This is a genomic window from Nonomuraea sp. 3-1Str (assembly GCF_031570565.1).
In the GTDB taxonomy this organism is placed as follows: Bacteria; Actinomycetota; Actinomycetes; order Streptosporangiales; family Streptosporangiaceae; genus Nonomuraea.
The window spans coordinates 112,308-127,332 of record NZ_JALHBK010000007.1 but is presented as its reverse complement, the minus strand read 5'-3'; the positions used below and the strand labels follow the sequence as shown (position 1 = coordinate 127,332).

Here is a 15,025-nt window from a genome sequence, read left to right as displayed (position 1 = left end):
AGGTAGTGGTGGCGCAGGTTGCGGCCCGGCGAGCGGTCAGGCGGGGGGTGAGGGGGTCGGGGACCAGAGGCCGGTGGCGGTGCCGTCCGCGACGTGCCGCTCGTAGGCGACCACCTTGCCGTGGATGACCTCCAGGCTCGCGGTCAGCTCGGCGATCCGGGCGCGGACGTCGCGCTCGTGCTCGCGCAGCAGCTCCAGGCGGTCGCGCTCGTTGCCGGGGCCCGAGCGGACCAGTCCGGCGAACCTCCTCAGCGTCGCGATCGGCATGCCCGACTCGCGCAGCCGGTTGCAGAGCAGCAGCCATTCCACGTCCGCCGGCTCGTAGACCCGGCGGCCCCCGGCGGAGCGCGGGATGAGGCGCAGGAGCAGGCCCTCGCGCTCGAAGAAGCGCAGCGCGTGCACGCTCAGGCCGGTGGCCGCCGCCACGTCCCCGATGGACAGACCGTCCGCCACGCTTCCCTCCACGGTTTGACCTAGAGCGAGCTCTAGATTCTAGCGTCGAGCCCATGACGAACAGGCAGCACAAGATCGGTAGTGGGTTCGGCGCGTGGAGCACGGCCGAGGAGGTGCTCGCCGGCCTCGACCTGACAGGACGGACCGCCCTGGTCACCGGCGGTTACTCCGGGCTGGGGCTGGAGATCACGCGGGCGCTGGCCGGGGCCGGCGCCCGGGTGGTGGTGGGCGCCCGCCGTCCGGACGCGGCCGGTGCGGCCCTGCGCGACGTGCCGCGTGCGGAGGTGGGCCCGCTCGACCTGATGGACCAGGCGGACGTGCGGCGTTTCTCCGGCGACCTCCTAGAGAAGGGCCGGGCGATCGACGTGGTCATCGCCAACGCGGGCGTCATGGCCTGCCCCGAGACCCGCGTGGGCCCCGGCTGGGAGGCCCACTTCGCCCTCCACCTCGGGCACCACGCGCTGGTCAACCACCTGCGCCCCGTCCTCGCCGCGGGCGGGGCGCGCGTGGTGGCGGTCTCCTCCTCCGGGCACTTCCTGTCCGGCATGCGGTGGGACGACGTCCACTTCCGGGGCGGGTACGACGGCTGGCTGGCCTACGCCCAGGCCAAGACCGCGGCCGCGCTGTTCGCGGTCCACCTCGACCGGCTGGGCGCCGCGGCCGGGGTGCACGCGTACGCCGTGCACCCCGGCAGCATCCTGACGCCGCTGCAACGGCACGTACCCCTGGAGGAGCAGGCCGCGCTCGGCTGGATCACGCCGGACGGCACTCCGCCCGCCGGCTTCAAGACCCCGCGGCAGGGGGCGGCCACGGCCACGTGGGCGGCGACCTCGCCCCTGCTCGACGACCACGGCGGCGCCTACTGCCAGGACTGCGACGTCGCCGAGCCGGCCACGACCGACGACATGCTCGTCGGCGGGGTCAAGCCGTGGGCCGTCGACCCGGACGAGGCGGCCCGGCTCTGGAAGCTGTCCGGCGAGCTCACCGGGGTGGACGCCTTCTCCTGATCAGGCGCCCGGGGCGCCGGGAGCGCCGAGGGCGGCGTTGGCGGCCGACACGACGGCGTCCACGGCGGCGGTCAGGACCGAGGAGGCCAGGCCCACCCCCCACGCGGTCGCGTCGCCGGCCCGGCACTCCACGTACGCCGCCGCCACGCTCTCGGCGCCGCCGGGGCCCACCGAGGCGGGGTGTGCGGAGGCGGGGACGGCGTGCTCGGTGTAGCCGGTGATCTCCACGTCGACCCCCAGCCCGCGCAGCGCCGCGGTGAGCGCCGCCAGCGGCCCCACACCCGTCCCCTCGCCCCGCGCCTCGCGCCCGCCGACGACGAAGTCCCCGGTGAACGCGTGCTCGCCGTCCGCGCCCTCCACCTTCCAGCGCAGCAGCTCCACGGGGCCGGTCCTGCCGGCGTACGTCGCCTGGAACAGCTCCCACAGCCGCTCCCCCGTCACCTCGCCGCCGCTCAGCTCGGCCTCGGCCTGCACCGTCCGGGAGAAGTCGGCCTGCAGCCCGCGCGGCAGGTCCAGGCCGTGCTCGGCGCGGAGCACGTACGCCACGCCGCCCTTGCCGGACTGGCTGTTGACGCGGATGACGGCCTCGTAGTCGCGTCCCACGTCGCGCGGGTCGATCGGCAGGTACGGGACCGCCCACGGTGCCCGGTCCGGCGTCACGCCGAGCTCCGCGGACCGCCGTTCGTGGTGGGCGAAGCCCTTCTTGATCGCGTCCTGGTGGGTGCCGGAGAAGGCCGTGTAGACGAGATCGCCCCCATACGGGTGCCGGGGGTGGACGGGGATGCGGTTGCAGTGCTCGACCGTCTCGCGGATGACGTCGATGTCGGAGAAGTCGATCATCGGGTCGACGCCCTGGGCGTGCAGGTTGAGCGCCAGCGTGACCAGGTCCACGTTGCCGGTGCGCTCCCCGTTGCCGAACAGGCAGCCCTCCACCCGCTGCGCCCCCGCCAGCACGGCCAGCTCGGCGCAGGCGACGCCGGTGCCGCGGTCGTTGTGCGGGTGGACCGACAGGATGACGCCGTCGCGCCGGTCGAGGTGGCGGTCCATGTACTCGATCTGGTCGGCGTACACGTTGGGCGTGGCGACCTCGACGGTGGCCGGCAGGTTGTGGATCACCGGCCGGTCGGGGCTCGCGTCCCACAGCGCCGACAGCCCGTTGCAGACCTCCAGGACGTAGTCGGGCTCGGTGAGGTTGAACACCTCAGGCGAGAACTCGAACCGCACCCCGGGCCGCCCCTCGGCCGCGCGGGCGACGTCCTCGGCGGCCTCGGTGATGAGCGCGCGCAGCTCGTCGCGTCCGTGCCCGAGGACGACGTCCCGCCAGGTGGGAGCGGTGGCGGTGTAGAGGTGGACGACGGCGCGCGGCAGCCCCTCGATCGAGGCGTACGTCCGCTCGATCAGGTCGCGCCGGGCGGCCGTGAACACGACCGGGGTGACGTCGTCGGGCACCAGGTCGTGCTCGACGAGCAGGCGGACGAAGTCGAAGTCCGTCCGGCTGGCCGACGGGTAGCCGACCTCGATCTCCTTGAAGCCCATGGCGAGGAACAGCTCGAACATGCGGCGCTTGCGCTCCGGGTCCATGGGGTCGGCCAGGGCCTGGTTGCCGTCGCGCAGGTCGACCGGCACCCACAGGGGGGCGGCGGTGACGGTCCGCGAGGGCCACCGTCGGCCCTCCAGGGGAACGGCGACGCGGTCGTGAACGGGCCGGTAGCGGAAGGACGGCATCGCGCTGGGCCGCTGGGGGTTCCAGCGCGGCTGCGCGACGGGCACCGCGCCGGAGGGGGTGCGCAGGCCGGGGAACGACGTGGACATGGAGGTCCTCTTCTCTGGGACGGCCCGTTCTCCGGGATGACCCGTTCTGTGGAACGGGCCTGGAACGGGCCTGGCGACGGGGAACGGCAGGCGACCGGCGGCACGGGGTCCCGCGGCGGGGCGCCGATCGCGTCAGGCCCCGCCGCGGCGGCCGAGAAGAAGACCGGGCAGCGTCATGGGCGCTACACTAACCACACCACAGCTCCTCAGACAACCTGAGAGGTACGGATGATGTCGCCCGGTCTCGCCCCGCTCAGCCGCAGCCCCCTCGTGGACCAGGCCACCCAGCGGCTGCGCGAGCAGATCACCGGCGGCCACTGGCCGGTCGGCACCAAGCTTCCCGGCGAGACCACCCTGGCCAGGGAGCTCGGCGTGGGCCGCTCGACGGTCCGCGAGGCGATCCGCGCGCTCAGCGGTGCCGGCCTGCTCGCCGCCCGTCAGGGCGCCGGCGTGTACGTGATCGCCACCGAGCCGGCGGAGGACTGGCCTGCTCGTCTGCGCCGTGCCGCCGTGGTGGACCTGTACGAGGTGCGGACCATGGTCGAGGTGCAGTCGGCCCGGATCGCGGCGGCCCGCCGCACCGCGGAGGACCTGGAGGCGATGGACCGGGCGCTGGAGGAGCGGCGGCGGGCGGCCGTGGAGGCGGACGACGCCAGGTTCGTGGACGCCGACATCGCGCTGCACACGGCCGTGGTGGCGGCGGGCCACAACCCGCTGCTCGCCGGCCTGTTCGCGGACTTCGTCCCGGTGCTACGACGGGGGCTGACCGACCTGATGGCCCTGGTGGACCTGCGCGCCCATGACCCGGCGCTGGGCGACGACTCCCACGCGGCGCTGGTGGAGGCCATCCGCGCCGGCGACTCCGAGGCGTCGGGGCGCATCATCGAACGCGAGCTGAGCGACACCCTCCGCCTCTTCCAGCGGGAGGCCCGTCACTCCGGATGAGCCGACGCCCGCCCGTCAGAGGCGGGCGAGGCGGGGACGAGAGGACGGGCGACCGCAGGACATGATCCGCCGCTCGGCTCAGGACGAGATGGCCACCGTGGTGCGGAAGGTCGCCGGGTCGTCGAGCCGGTCGAGGATGAAGGCCGCCAGCTCGGCCCGGGACGTGCGGGTGCCGACGCGCTCCGTGGCGCCGACGCTCACGCGCGGACGGCCCGTGGCGGGCCGGTCGGTCAGGCCGGTGGGTCGCATCGCGGTCCAGTCGAGGTCCGTGGCGGCCAGCAGCCGCTCCATCAGCCGCATGTCGGCGTACGGGTGGCGCATGACGCGGTACAGCAGCCGGCCGGCGAGCCTGGTCACGGGGCCCGCGCCGGGCGGCGTCCCCAGCCCGGCCGAGGACAGGACGACCAGCCGGCGGCTCGTGCCCATGGCGGCGACGATGGCCGCGGTGCCGGCGGAGTAGACGGTGGTGGGGCCGCGGCCGGTCGAGCCGAGGGCCGAGACGACGGCGTCGTGCCCGGACAGGGCCCCGGCGAGGTCGCCGGGGCGCAGCACGTCGGCGGCGTGCGGAGTGAGGCGGGGGTGCCGCAGGCCCAGGGTCTCGGGGCGGCGGGCGATCGCGGTGACGTCGTGACCGGAGGCCAGCGCCCGCTCCACGAGGACGCGCCCGGTGCGGCCGGTGGCGCCGATGACGGCGATGGTCGCCATGTCTGTGTCCTGCTCTCGGGGGATCGGCGGGGTCAGCGCGGCTTGGTGGCGGGCTGGAACTTGAAGGAGACGGCCTCCATCAGGCGCTGCCGCTTGGTCTTCTGGACGGCCGCGATGCGCCAGCGGCCGTCCTCGCCGCGGACCAGCGTGTAGGTCTGGACCTTGCCGAGCTTCCCCGGCCTGCCCTTGTGGACGTCGCCGCGGCTGACGACCACGGCCGTGTCCGCGCCGTAGAAGCGGATGTCGAGGATCTCCATGGCGAGGCGGGTGCCCTTGAGGAAGCTGTCGAACAGGGCCTGGTGTGCGCGGCCGATCTCCTCGCCGCCCTGGTAGACGGTGCCGACGAAGGTGACGTCGGTGGCGTCGTCGGTGAACAGCTCGCCGTAGGCGGCGCCGTCGCCGCGGTTCCACGCCTCGCAGGACCGCTCCAGCAGGTGCCGGACGGCGGCGGTGTCGGCCTCGGTGGTGCGCTGGTGGTTCATGTCCCTGCTCCTCCATGGTAGCTTCACAGAAGAAGTTTCTTCTCTGAAGATTTCTCTTCTCTGAGGAAGAGATTAGACATGGAGGCGTGACGGTGTCAACACAGGGGATGCGACCGGACGCGGGCGCGGTCTACCGCCGCTACCTGAGCGCGGTGCTGCTGCACGGCCAGGCCGGCGCGCGGGCCTGCGACCTCGGGGCCACCGACCTGTACGCGCTCAACATCCTGGAGCTCAACGGCGCGATGACCCCGGGCGAGCTGGGCGAGCGCGCCGGGCTGACGACGGGGCCGACCACGCGCCTCATCGACCGGCTGGAGCAGGCGGGGTACGTACGCCGCACCCCGTCGCCGGACGACCGCCGCAAGGTCATCGTGGAGACGGTCGGCAAGCCCGCCCGGCTGGACGAGGTCATGGCGCCGGCCCGCGAGAAGGTGGGCGAGATCCTCCGCGGATACTCGCCCGAGCAGCTCGACGTGCTGTTCGACTACTTCACCCGCGCCGCCGCGGCGTACCAGGAAGCCACCGACGACCTGCGCGCGTGACCGGGCTCATCGCGAGATCGCGATGCCTCGGCGCCCGGCGCCGGGACACCGGGACGCTGAGGCGTCACATCTGGGCGAGGTGGACGAGCGGTCAGCGGCGCCGTACGCACCTGTCCCAGCGGTCGCTCCAGTACCAGCCCTCCCCGCATCGAGGACCGGCGCGGTCCCCGGCCGACGGTCCACTGATCGTCTGCTGCGTCGTGTCGGTGCTCTGCGCGGCGGCTGCGCCCGCCGACGCGACGAGCGTGGCGGCCAGGCTCAGGGAGCCCAGCAGGACGGCGCATGCCTTGCGGATGCATGTTCTCTCCATGGCCTCAGCATCGGGGGCGTGCCGTGACCGCAGCGTGACGTCCGAAAACCGCCGGGATTCCGGGCCCCTCCGGTGTTGAAGAGAGGGAAAGGAGAGACGCCATGCACACATCACAGCTCACCTCACAGCTCACCTCACAGCTCACCTCACCCGAACGGGTCGGGCGGGCCGACTGGGGACGGCTGGCCGGGGAGATGGACGCCCACGGCTGCGGGCTGACCGGCCCGCTCCTCACGGCCGAGGAGTGCCGGGGGATCGCGGAGTTGTACGAGGAGGCCGCGCTGTTCCGCTCGACCGTCGACATGGAGCGGCTGCGCTTCGGGCGCGGGCAGTACCGGTACTTCGCCCGGCCGTTCCCCGCTCTGGTCGAGGAGCTGCGCCAGGCGCTGTACCCACGCCTGCTGCCGATCGCCCGGGACTGGGCGGACCGGCTCGGCAGGCCCGCGCCGTGGCCGGACACCCTCGACGCGTGGCTGGCGATGTGCCACGAGGCCGGCCAGACCAAGTCCACGCAGATCCTGCTGCGCTACCGCGAGGGCGACTGGAACGCCCTGCACCGCGACCTGTACGGGGACCTGGTGTTCCCGTTGCAGGTGGTGATCGGCCTGGACGAGCCCGGATCCGGCTACGGCGGAGGGGAGTTCCTGCTGGTCGAGCAGCGGCCCCGCGCCCAGTCGCGCGGCACGGTGACGCTTCTGCCGCAGGGCCACGGCCTCGTGTTCACCACCCGGGACCGGCCCGTCGCCTCGGCGCGGGGCTGGTCGGCCGCTCCGGTACGGCACGGCGTCAGCACGGTACGGCACGGTCTGCGGCGCACGCTCGGCCTGGTCTTCCACGACGCTGCCTGACGCCCGATCAGTGACACAATGCCCGGCATGACCAGCTACGACCCCAAAGCGGACCTCCACCGTTACCTCCAGACCGCCCGCGAGGCCGTGCTGTGGAAGCTCGACGGACTCTCCGAGTACGACGTCCGCCGCCCCCTGACCCCGACCGGCACGAACCTGCTGGGCCTGGTCAAGCACCTGGCGAGCGTCGAGCTCGGGTACTTCGGCGAGGTCTTCGGACGGCCGTCGGCCGAGCCGCAGCCGTGGTTCGAGGAGGGCGCCGAGCCCAACGCCGACCTGTGGGCCACCGCCGACGAGTCCCGCGAGCAGATCATCGCGCTGTACCACCGCGCGTGGGAGCACACGGACGCCACGATCGGCGCGCTCGCGCTGGAGTCGACCGGGCGCGTGCCGTGGTGGCCGGAGCACCGGAACGAGGTCACGCTGCACAAGATCCTCATCCACGTGACCGCCGAGACCAACCGGCACGCCGGCCACGCCGACATCGTGCGCGAGCTGATCGACGGCGCCGCCGGCCTGCGCGCCGACGCCGGCAACCTGCCGGAGGCCGGCCCGGAGTGGTGGGAGGAGTACCGGAGCCGCCTGGAGCGCGTGGCCCGGGAGGCGGCCGGAGAATGAGCCACATGCCAGACTCGTGACCATGGACGCTCCTGTACGGGTCACGCTGGCGGGGGCCGGCAACGCGTTCGGCGACGGCGGCATGCTGCAGACGTGCGTGCACGTCCAGGCCGCGGGGAGTGACGGGGCGCTGCTCGTCGACTGCGGCGCCACGGCTCTGCCCGGGCTGAAGCGGCTCGGGCTGCAGCCGGGCGACGTCTCGGTCGTGGCGGTGTCGCACCTGCACGGCGACCACTTCGGCGGGCTGCCGTTCCTCATCCTGGACGGCCAGTTCACGCGGCGGGTGCGGCCGCTGCACCTGGTGGGGCCGCCCGGCCTGGAGGCACGACTGGAGCGGGCGATGGAGGTGCTGTTCCCGGGCTCGGCGTCGGTGAGCAGGCGGTTCCCGGTGCACGTACACGAGGTGGCGCCCGGCTCGTCCGCGCTGGTCGAGGACGTCGAGGTACGGGCGTACGAGGCGGACCACGCCGCCGGGGCGGCCGCGCTGGCGCTGCGCGTGAAGGTGGGCGGCCGCACGATCGCCTACAGCGGCGACAGCGCCTGGACCGACACGCTGATCGACGTCGCCGACGGGGCCGACCTGTTCCTCTGCGAGGGCTACACGTTCGACCGGGCCGTGCGCCACCACCTGCACGTGCCGGAGCTGATCGCCCGGCTCGACCGGCTGCGATGCCGGCGGCTGCTGCTCACCCACGCGGGGCCGCAGGTCCTGGCGCGGCGGGCGGAGCTGGACCTCGAACTCGCCGAGGACGGCATGGTCCTGGAGGTCTGACGGGCCGCGCCGGTGGGCGAACAGCTCAGTGACGCCCGCCGGCCCCGTCAGCTCGGCGACGGCACGCGGCGACTCCTCGCATGCGATCAGGCGCACGCCCATGCCGCCGCACGCGCAGCGACGGATGGGGAGAACGTAATGTCATTCGTGACGTATTGAGATTACGATGGATTCATGGCGAGAACCAGCCCCACCGAGGTGACCGGCTACCGCAACGACGGCGTGGGCACGGCGGTCGCCCTGGTCAACGCGGTGACCGCCGACGCCCCCGTCCCCACCCCCGAGGCCCTGGGCGCCCTGCTGACCTCGTACAACTTCAAGGTCGACCATCCGCTGACCGAGGACGAGGCGGAGGCGCTGCGCCTCTGGGCGCGGCGGCTGCGGCCCGTGTTCGCCGAGAACGACGAGGCGCGGGCCGTCGACCTGCTCAACACCGTCATGGGCGAGGTGCCCATGCACCCGCACATCTCCGACCACGGCGAGGGCCCGCACCTGCACTACGGCCCTCCCGGCGCCGCGCTCGTCGACCGTGTCCGGGCCAACACCGCGGTGGGGCTGGCGTTCGTGATCTGCGAGTACGGGGCCGGCCGGCTCGGTGTGTGCCCGGACGCCGCGTGCGAGCGCGTCTACGCCGACATCTCACGCGGCCCTCGCCGCCGCTACTGCTCCAAGACCTGCCTCAACCGCAACACGGTCGCCGCCTACCGCGCCCGCCGTGCAGCGCCTCCGGCCGGTACCGAGCCCTCCTGAAGGCCCGCCCGAATGCCCGCCCGAATGCCCGCCTGGATGCCCGCCTGGTCTCCTGCCTGATCACCGTCGAGAAAGGACCGGTCCCGTGGCCCGTCCGGACGCCCGCCGCACCCTGTTCGTCCTCGCGGGGACGCTGCTGCTGCTCAAGTCCACCTGGTTCTCGGCGACCGCGGTGATCCCGCAGGTCCGGCAGGAGTGGGGGCTCACGCCCGACCTCGCCGCCTGGCTGACGATCTCCGTGCAGTGGGGGTTCGTGGCGGGCGCCGTGCTGTCGGCGGTCTTCGCCGTCTCCGACGCGCTGCCGCCCATCAGGCTGATCTTCCTGAGCTCGATCGGGGCCGCCGTCGCCAACCTGGCCCTGCTCCTGACCCACGACGCGCTCAGGGGCAGCCTGGCCCGCTTCGCCACCGGCCTGTTCATCGCGGGCGTCTACCCGCCGTCGCTGAAGCTCATCTCGACCTGGTACCGCGACGGGCGCGGGGCCGCGATGGGGCTGCTGATCGGCGCGCTGACCGTGAGCTCCGGCGTCCCGCACCTGATCAACGGCCTCGGCGGGCTGAACTGGCGCACTGTCATCGTGGCCACCTCGGTGCTCACGATGGCCGGCGGGCTCGTCACGCTCACGGTCGTCAAGGAGGGGCCGTACCCGTTCCCCGCCGCGGTGCTGGACCCCCGCCAGGCCCGCCGCGTCCTGCGCGACCGCGGCACCCGGCTGGCCACGATCGGGTACCTGTGCCACATGTGGGAGCTGTACGCCATGTGGACGTGGTTCCTGCTGTTCATCTCAGCGGCGCTGCGCGTCCACGGGATGGAGGACTCGCTCCTCGGGATCTACGTCACCTTCGGCGTCTTCGCCGTCGGTGGCCTCGGCAACTACACCGGCGGCCTGCTCGGCGACCGCTTCGGCCGCGAGCGCACCGCGATCGGCATGATGGCCGTCTCGGCTGCCTGCGCCGCGTTCATCGGGCTGCTCATGGGGGCGCCCCTCTGGCTGCTGGTCGTGGTCGGTCTGGTGTGGGGGTACAGCGTGGTGGGCGACTCGGTGCAGTTCTCCGCGCTGGTCACCGAGCTGGCCGACCAGAGCTACGTGGGCACGGCGCTGACCCTGCAGATGGCGTTCGGCTTCCTGCTGACCGGCGCGACGATCTGGCTGGTCCCGGCCGCCGAGCAGGCCGTCGGCTGGCGGTGGGCGTTCGCCGTGCTCGCCGTGGGGCCGCTGGCGGGCATCGTGGCGATGCGCCGCCTGCTGCGCCTACGCCGCGAGCACGCTCCGGCGTCAGCCGGAGCGGCCCAGCCGTCCCAGTGACGCCGCCATGAGCAGCGCCGCCAGAGCGCCGCACACCATCACCGCCGAGACGGAGAACGCGTCCACGACGACCCCGCCGAGCAGCGCGCCGAGCGCGAACGTGGCCTGGAACGACGAGGTGAACACGACCGTGGCGGCCTCCGGAGCGTGGGGCGCGGCCCTGGCGAACCACGCCTGGGAGCAGACCGGCACGGCCCCGTAGGCCAGCCCCCAGAGCACGAGCAGCGCGAAGGCGCCGCCGGCCCGCGTACCGGCCACGGGCAGCAGGAGCGTCGCGGCGGCGATCAGGCAGCCGGCCGCTGCGAACGTGCCCCTCGGGGCCACGGCGACGGCCCGGCCGGCCACGAAGTTGCCCGCGATGCCCGCCACCCCGTACGCGAGGAGGGCGGCGCTGACGGAGGCCGGGTCGAGCCCGGTGACCTGCTCCAGGAACGGCGTGACGTAGGTGTAGGTGCCGAAGTGGGCCAGGACGACGAGGGCGGTGGCGAGCAGCGCCACCCTGGTGCCCCGCCCGCGCAGCAGGTCGCGCAGCACCCGGGCGCTGGTCACCTGCCGCGCGGGCAGCGGGGGCACCAGCACGAGCAGGGCCGCCAGGACGACGGCCGACAGGACGGCCAGGGCCACGAAGGCCGTCCGCCAGCCCGCGACGTGCCCGATGAGGGTTCCGGCCGGCACGCCGAGCACCGACCCCAGCGGCACGGCGGAGAAGATCAGGGCCGTGGCGGTGCCGACCGACCGGGCCGGCACCAGCCGGGCGGCCAGCCCGGCGCCGATGGACCAGAAGCCGCCGATGGTGAGCCCCACGAGCACCCGGGAGACCAGCATCACCCAGTAGGCGGAGGCGACCGCCGCCAGCACGTCGGCCAGGGCCAGCACCACCATGAGCGCGCACAGCATCACCCGGCGGTCCAGGCGCGCGGTGGCCAGGGTGACGGCCGGGGCGGCGACCGCGGCGACGACGCCCGGCAGGGTCATGGTCAGGCCCGCGGTGCCCTCCGAGACGCCGAAGTCCGCCGCGATGGTGGTCAGCAGGCCGATGGGCAGGATCTCGCTGGTGACGATGGCGAAGATGCCGAGGGTGAGCGTGGTGACGGCGAGCCAGCCGACGATGGGCGGGCGCGAGCGGGTCAGGACTGCCGTGGACATGGGTTTCCGTTCGGACGTTGATGGCTGCTTCGGGGAACGACTCAGCCAAACAGTCACGACATGTCTGACACCGGCGGCTTTCAGACCTCACCGGCATCGCGGGAACCGGCATCGCGGGAACCGGGGCGCCGCGGCGGGCGGGTGGTCAGGCGGGTGGGTGGTCAGCGGAAGTCGGCGGCGTGGTCGGCGGCCCACTGGGCGAACGTGCGTGCCGGCGCGCCGGTGAGCTGTTCGACCGTGGTGGTGACCACTCCTGACCGCGCTCGCGTCCCGGCGGCGGACAGCAGGGCCTCCACCAGCGCGGGAGGCCGGCCGTCGGCGAGCATCCGGGCCCGCGCCTCCTCCACGGGGACCTTCTCGAAGCGCAGCGGGCGCCCGACGGCCTCCCCGATCGCCCGTACCTGATCGGCCCGCCCGATCACCTCGGGGCCGGTCAGCACGTACGTCTGCCCCGTGTGGCCCCCGCCGGCCAGCACCCTCGCCGCCACGGCCGCGACGTCACGCGGATCGACCACCGCCGTGGGGGCGATCTCGGGACCGCGCACGACGCCCGCGTCGCGGATCTGGGCGGCCCAGCCGCGCGTGTTGGAGGCGATCGTGTCGGCCCGCAGGACGGTCCACTCCATACCGGACCCGGTGATCAGGCGCTCCATGTCGGCATGGAGCTGATTGATCGGGTCGGTCCGCCGCCCGGAGGCGCTGTCCACCCCTGACGCGTTCACCCCTGACGCGTTCACGCCTGCCGCGTTCACCCCTGACGAGGACAGGTAGACGACGCGCCGGACGTGGCGCTCCAGGACGTCGAGGACGGGCGGGGCCCCTTCGGCGGTGAGGAACGGCCAGATCAGGAACACCGCCTCCACCCCGGCCAGCGCCGGCTCCAGCGTGGCCGGGACGGCCAGGTCACCCTCCACCGCTTCGACGCCCTCCGGGGCCCGCCGCGCGTCCCTCACGAGCGTCCGGACGGAGACGCCGGCGGCCGCCAGCCGGGCGACGACCTCCCGGCCGACGTTGCCGGTGGCACCGGTCACAAGAATCGTGGTCACGCCACGGGTCAGCCGTGACACGTGGGGCGTTATTCCGCGCCGGTTCGTCGGAGGCCGTGCCGATCCGCCCAGGACGAGACGGCCGCGGCGATCAGGGCGGGCTGGTCCTCCGGCGTGTGGTGCCCGGCGACGGCCTCGGAGCGCTCGATCTCCAGGCCCGCCATGGTGGCGGCGCACCACGCGACCATGGCGTCGTGCATCATCGCCCCCGGCCCGGGCGCGAACGTGAGCAGCAGCTTGGGCACGTCGGGGCTGTCCGCCAGCCACCGGTCGTACGCCTCGATCCTGGCCACGACGTCGGCCGGCTCGCCGCCCAGCGGCATCGACCGCGGCCAGCGCAGCAGCGGCAGCCTGCTCTCGCGCGTCGGGTACGGCTTGCGGTAGACGTCCAGGTCCCCCTCGGAGAGCGGCGTCGCGACGGTGCCCGGCAGGGCCTGCTCGATGAAGGTGTTGTCGTCCAGGATCATGGCCTCGCCGACGCCCTCGGTCTTGATGGCACGGAACAGCTCGCGGCCGCCCTCGGGGAACTCCTCCCAGGTCATCGGCTTGACGATGGTCTCGGTGAACGCGATGCCGCGTACCCGATCCGGGTGGCGGGCGGCCCAGTCGAAGGCCAGGGCGCCGCCCCAGTCGTGCCCGACCAGCACCACGTCCTGGAGGCCAAGCGCGTCGAACCAGGCGTCGAGGTAGCGGGCGTGGTCGGCGAAGGTGTACTCGATATCGGGTTTGCCCGACTCGCCCATGCCGATGAGGTCGGGTGCCAGGAGCCGTCCGGCGCCCACGGCCGGCATGACGTCCCGCCACAGGTAGGACGAGGTCGGGTTGCCGTGCAGGAAGACGATCGGCGTCCCGGCGCCGGACTCCCGGTGGTGCATGGTGGAGTCGAGGATGTGCTGAACAGGCATGATCTGGTGGTCCTTCGTGTGGAGTCCGGGTTCAGACGTTGAGCCGGGTGACGCGGTCGACCGCGATCTCGATGACCACGCGGCCGGGCGGGTTCGGCGGCGGCGCCCCGTAGCGGGCGGCGTAGCGGCGTACGCCCTCGGCCACCCGCTCGGGCGCGTCGTGGACCGTGGCGGCGCCCTCGAGCGTCACCCATCGGAACCCCACCGCCTGGCAGAGCGCCACACGCCCGCCCGGCCGGGCGAGGTTCCTGGACTTGCGGGTGGCGCCGGTGGTCAGGACCCGGGCCATGCCCGCGGCACGGTCCCAGGTAAAACGCACCGCGACCACGTGCGGCGAGCCGTCCGGGCGCAGAGTGGTGAGGGTGGCCACGTGCGGCTCGGCGAGAAACCGCTCGATCGCGGCGCTCATCGGTTGGCGTACATCGGCCGCGCTCATCGGTCCGCGCCCATCGGCCGGGCTCATCGGAAGGCGGGCAGGTTGCGGGCGGCCCAGTGGGCGAAGGTGCGGGGCGCGCGCCCGAGCACGAGCTCGACGTCGGGGCTGACGGCCAGCTCGGCCGCGGTGGGCTCGCCCAGGATGGCCAGCGTGCCCTCGACGACGGGCTCGGGCATCACCTGGAGCATCTGCGCCCGCGCCTCCTCGCGGGTCTGCGCCACGAACCGCACCGGCTCACCGAGCGCCTCGCCGATCGCCGCCACCCGCTCGCGCGGGGTGGTGAGCGCGGGCCCGGTCAGCTCATACGTACGGCCGGCGTGCCCGGACTCGCGCAGCACCACGGCCGCGACCTCCGCGATGTCGGCCGGGTCGATGGTCGGCAGCCCGACGTCCCCGAAGGGTGCGGCGGCGGTGCGCGTGGTCCGGATCGACTCGGCCCAGGCGAAGGCGTTGGAGTCGAACCCGCCCGGCCGAAGGATCGTGAAGTCGAGCCCCGACTCGCGTACGGCCTGCTCGAACATGGCCGGGTGCCGGTAGACCTCGGGCCGGGTGCCCGCACCCTGCGAGGACAGCAGCACGACGCGCTTGACGCCCGCGGCCTCCTTCAGGATCGCGTGCGGGTCGTCCCCGGCCACGAGCAGGAAGATCGCCTCGGCGCCGTCCAGCGCGGGGCGCAGGCTCACGGGGTCGTTCAGGTCGGCCCGGTGGTGCAGTGCTCCGTCGGGGACCTCGGCGGAGTTGCGGGACACGGCCGTGACCCGCTCGCCCGCGGCGACGAGAGCGTTGACGAGCTCGCGGCCGACGTTGCCGGTGGCTCCAGTGACGACGATCATGGCTGTTGCCCTTCAGTAAGTTAGTTGACTGACTTAAAGGGACTCTAGCGTGTCCCCGAGGGACATGTCCACTGGAAGCGTGCGCAGGAGAAGATCACCGGTCTCGGCG

Annotated in this window: 18 protein-coding genes; 8 read left to right on the top strand and 10 right to left on the bottom strand. The window is 73.5% G+C overall.

Features of this window, described 5'->3' with window-relative positions:
* Positions 1 to 36: 36 nt before the first annotated feature.
* The gene (locus tag MTP10_RS14195; protein ID WP_310709617.1) at positions 37 to 453 is read right to left on the bottom strand and encodes a MerR family transcriptional regulator; all 417 of its coding nucleotides are present in this window, start codon (positions 451 to 453) and stop codon (positions 37 to 39) included.
* A gap of 53 nt (positions 454 to 506) precedes the next feature.
* Between MTP10_RS14195 and MTP10_RS14190 the strand changes: the two genes are divergently transcribed.
* Entirely contained in the window at positions 507 to 1,460 is a 954-nt protein-coding gene (locus MTP10_RS14190; RefSeq protein WP_310709616.1) for an oxidoreductase, read from the top strand.
* On the opposite strand, the gene leuA is transcribed toward MTP10_RS14190, so the two are convergent.
* Positions 1,461 to 3,185 (bottom strand): 2-isopropylmalate synthase, encoded by a 1,725-nt coding sequence (gene leuA / locus MTP10_RS14185; RefSeq protein ID WP_397334461.1) that lies wholly within the window; start codon positions 3,183 to 3,185, stop codon positions 1,461 to 1,463.
* Between the two features lie 315 nt (positions 3,186 to 3,500).
* Between leuA and MTP10_RS14180 the strand changes: the two genes are divergently transcribed.
* Positions 3,501 to 4,217, top strand: a complete 717-nt coding sequence (locus MTP10_RS14180; RefSeq protein WP_310709614.1) for an FCD domain-containing protein — start codon at positions 3,501 to 3,503, stop codon at positions 4,215 to 4,217.
* A gap of 78 nt (positions 4,218 to 4,295) precedes the next feature.
* On the opposite strand, the gene MTP10_RS14175 is transcribed toward MTP10_RS14180, so the two are convergent.
* Both MTP10_RS14175 and MTP10_RS14170 read right to left on the bottom strand, forming a co-directional pair.
* A complete protein-coding gene (locus MTP10_RS14175; protein ID WP_310709613.1) occupies positions 4,296 to 4,922 on the bottom strand; it encodes an NAD(P)H-binding protein in 627 nt (208 codons plus the stop codon).
* Between the two features lie 32 nt (positions 4,923 to 4,954).
* A complete protein-coding gene (locus MTP10_RS14170; RefSeq protein WP_310709612.1) occupies positions 4,955 to 5,404 on the bottom strand; it encodes an SgcJ/EcaC family oxidoreductase in 450 nt (149 codons plus the stop codon).
* An 86-nt stretch (positions 5,405 to 5,490) separates the two neighbouring features.
* Between MTP10_RS14170 and MTP10_RS14165 the strand changes: the two genes are divergently transcribed.
* Positions 5,491 to 5,946, top strand: coding sequence for a MarR family transcriptional regulator (locus tag MTP10_RS14165; RefSeq protein ID WP_310709611.1), 456 nt, complete (start codon positions 5,491 to 5,493; stop codon positions 5,944 to 5,946).
* A 91-nt stretch (positions 5,947 to 6,037) separates the two neighbouring features.
* Here MTP10_RS14165 and MTP10_RS14160 read toward each other — a convergent pair whose 3' ends face one another.
* Positions 6,038 to 6,256 carry a hypothetical protein gene (locus MTP10_RS14160; RefSeq protein WP_310709610.1) on the bottom strand — a complete coding sequence of 73 codons (219 nt, stop codon included), beginning with the start codon at positions 6,254 to 6,256 and terminating at the stop codon, positions 6,038 to 6,040.
* Positions 6,257 to 6,357: 101 nt separating this feature from the next.
* Between MTP10_RS14160 and MTP10_RS14155 the strand changes: the two genes are divergently transcribed.
* The 5 genes from MTP10_RS14155 (at position 6,358) to MTP10_RS14135 (ending at position 10,550) form a co-directional block, all read left to right on the top strand.
* Complete coding sequence (locus tag MTP10_RS14155) at positions 6,358 to 7,104, top strand: 2OG-Fe(II) oxygenase (protein ID WP_310709609.1); 747 nt, start codon at positions 6,358 to 6,360, stop codon at positions 7,102 to 7,104.
* Positions 7,105 to 7,131: 27 nt separating this feature from the next.
* Positions 7,132 to 7,722: a DinB family protein gene (locus MTP10_RS14150; protein WP_310709608.1), complete on the top strand. Its 591-nt coding sequence runs from the start codon at positions 7,132 to 7,134 to the stop codon at positions 7,720 to 7,722.
* Positions 7,723 to 7,744: 22 nt separating this feature from the next.
* The gene (locus MTP10_RS14145) at positions 7,745 to 8,494 is read left to right on the top strand and encodes an MBL fold metallo-hydrolase (RefSeq protein ID WP_310709607.1); all 750 of its coding nucleotides are present in this window, start codon (positions 7,745 to 7,747) and stop codon (positions 8,492 to 8,494) included.
* 174 nt (positions 8,495 to 8,668) lie between these two features.
* A complete protein-coding gene (locus tag MTP10_RS14140) occupies positions 8,669 to 9,244 on the top strand; it encodes a CGNR zinc finger domain-containing protein (RefSeq protein WP_310709606.1) in 576 nt (191 codons plus the stop codon).
* 85 nt (positions 9,245 to 9,329) lie between these two features.
* Positions 9,330 to 10,550 (top strand): MFS transporter, encoded by a 1,221-nt coding sequence (locus MTP10_RS14135; protein WP_310709605.1) that lies wholly within the window; start codon positions 9,330 to 9,332, stop codon positions 10,548 to 10,550.
* On the opposite strand, the gene MTP10_RS14130 is transcribed toward MTP10_RS14135, so the two are convergent.
* The 5 genes from MTP10_RS14130 to MTP10_RS14110 form a co-directional block, all read right to left on the bottom strand.
* Positions 10,521 to 11,696: an MFS transporter gene (locus MTP10_RS14130; protein ID WP_310709604.1), complete on the bottom strand. Its 1,176-nt coding sequence runs from the start codon at positions 11,694 to 11,696 to the stop codon at positions 10,521 to 10,523. The genes MTP10_RS14135 and MTP10_RS14130 overlap by 30 nt on opposite strands.
* Positions 11,697 to 11,857: 161 nt before the next feature.
* A complete protein-coding gene (locus MTP10_RS14125; RefSeq protein ID WP_310709603.1) occupies positions 11,858 to 12,742 on the bottom strand; it encodes an NAD(P)H-binding protein in 885 nt (294 codons plus the stop codon).
* A gap of 29 nt (positions 12,743 to 12,771) precedes the next feature.
* On the bottom strand, positions 12,772 to 13,647 hold the full coding sequence (locus MTP10_RS14120) for a haloalkane dehalogenase (RefSeq protein WP_310709602.1): 876 nt from the start codon (positions 13,645 to 13,647) through the stop codon (positions 12,772 to 12,774).
* A 31-nt stretch (positions 13,648 to 13,678) separates the two neighbouring features.
* Positions 13,679 to 14,056: a TIGR03618 family F420-dependent PPOX class oxidoreductase gene (locus tag MTP10_RS14115; RefSeq protein WP_310709601.1), complete on the bottom strand. Its 378-nt coding sequence runs from the start codon at positions 14,054 to 14,056 to the stop codon at positions 13,679 to 13,681.
* A 50-nt stretch (positions 14,057 to 14,106) separates the two neighbouring features.
* Positions 14,107 to 14,916: an NAD(P)H-binding protein gene (locus MTP10_RS14110; protein WP_310709600.1), complete on the bottom strand. Its 810-nt coding sequence runs from the start codon at positions 14,914 to 14,916 to the stop codon at positions 14,107 to 14,109.
* Positions 14,917 to 15,025: the final 109 nt, after the last annotated feature.

Coding starts and splice junctions, on each gene's coding strand:
- MTP10_RS14145 (WP_310709607.1), top strand. CDS start 7,745: ATGGACGCTCCTGTACGGGTCACGCTGGCGGGGGCCGGCAACGCGTTC.
- MTP10_RS14140 (WP_310709606.1), top strand. CDS start 8,669: ATGGCGAGAACCAGCCCCACCGAGGTGACCGGCTACCGCAACGACGGC.
- MTP10_RS14150 (WP_310709608.1), top strand. CDS start 7,132: ATGACCAGCTACGACCCCAAAGCGGACCTCCACCGTTACCTCCAGACC.
- MTP10_RS14155 (WP_310709609.1), top strand. CDS start 6,358: ATGCACACATCACAGCTCACCTCACAGCTCACCTCACAGCTCACCTCA.
- MTP10_RS14190 (WP_310709616.1), top strand. CDS start 507: ATGACGAACAGGCAGCACAAGATCGGTAGTGGGTTCGGCGCGTGGAGC.
- leuA (WP_397334461.1), bottom strand. CDS start 3,185: ATGCCGTCCTTCCGCTACCGGCCCGTTCACGACCGCGTCGCCGTTCCC.
- MTP10_RS14110 (WP_310709600.1), bottom strand. CDS start 14,916: ATGATCGTCGTCACTGGAGCCACCGGCAACGTCGGCCGCGAGCTCGTC.
- MTP10_RS14160 (WP_310709610.1), bottom strand. CDS start 6,256: ATGGAGAGAACATGCATCCGCAAGGCATGCGCCGTCCTGCTGGGCTCC.
- MTP10_RS14170 (WP_310709612.1), bottom strand. CDS start 5,404: ATGAACCACCAGCGCACCACCGAGGCCGACACCGCCGCCGTCCGGCAC.
- MTP10_RS14175 (WP_310709613.1), bottom strand. CDS start 4,922: ATGGCGACCATCGCCGTCATCGGCGCCACCGGCCGCACCGGGCGCGTC.
- MTP10_RS14115 (WP_310709601.1), bottom strand. CDS start 14,056: ATGAGCGCCGCGATCGAGCGGTTTCTCGCCGAGCCGCACGTGGCCACC.
- MTP10_RS14120 (WP_310709602.1), bottom strand. CDS start 13,647: ATGCCTGTTCAGCACATCCTCGACTCCACCATGCACCACCGGGAGTCC.
- MTP10_RS14180 (WP_310709614.1), top strand. CDS start 3,501: ATGATGTCGCCCGGTCTCGCCCCGCTCAGCCGCAGCCCCCTCGTGGAC.
- MTP10_RS14130 (WP_310709604.1), bottom strand. CDS start 11,696: ATGTCCACGGCAGTCCTGACCCGCTCGCGCCCGCCCATCGTCGGCTGG.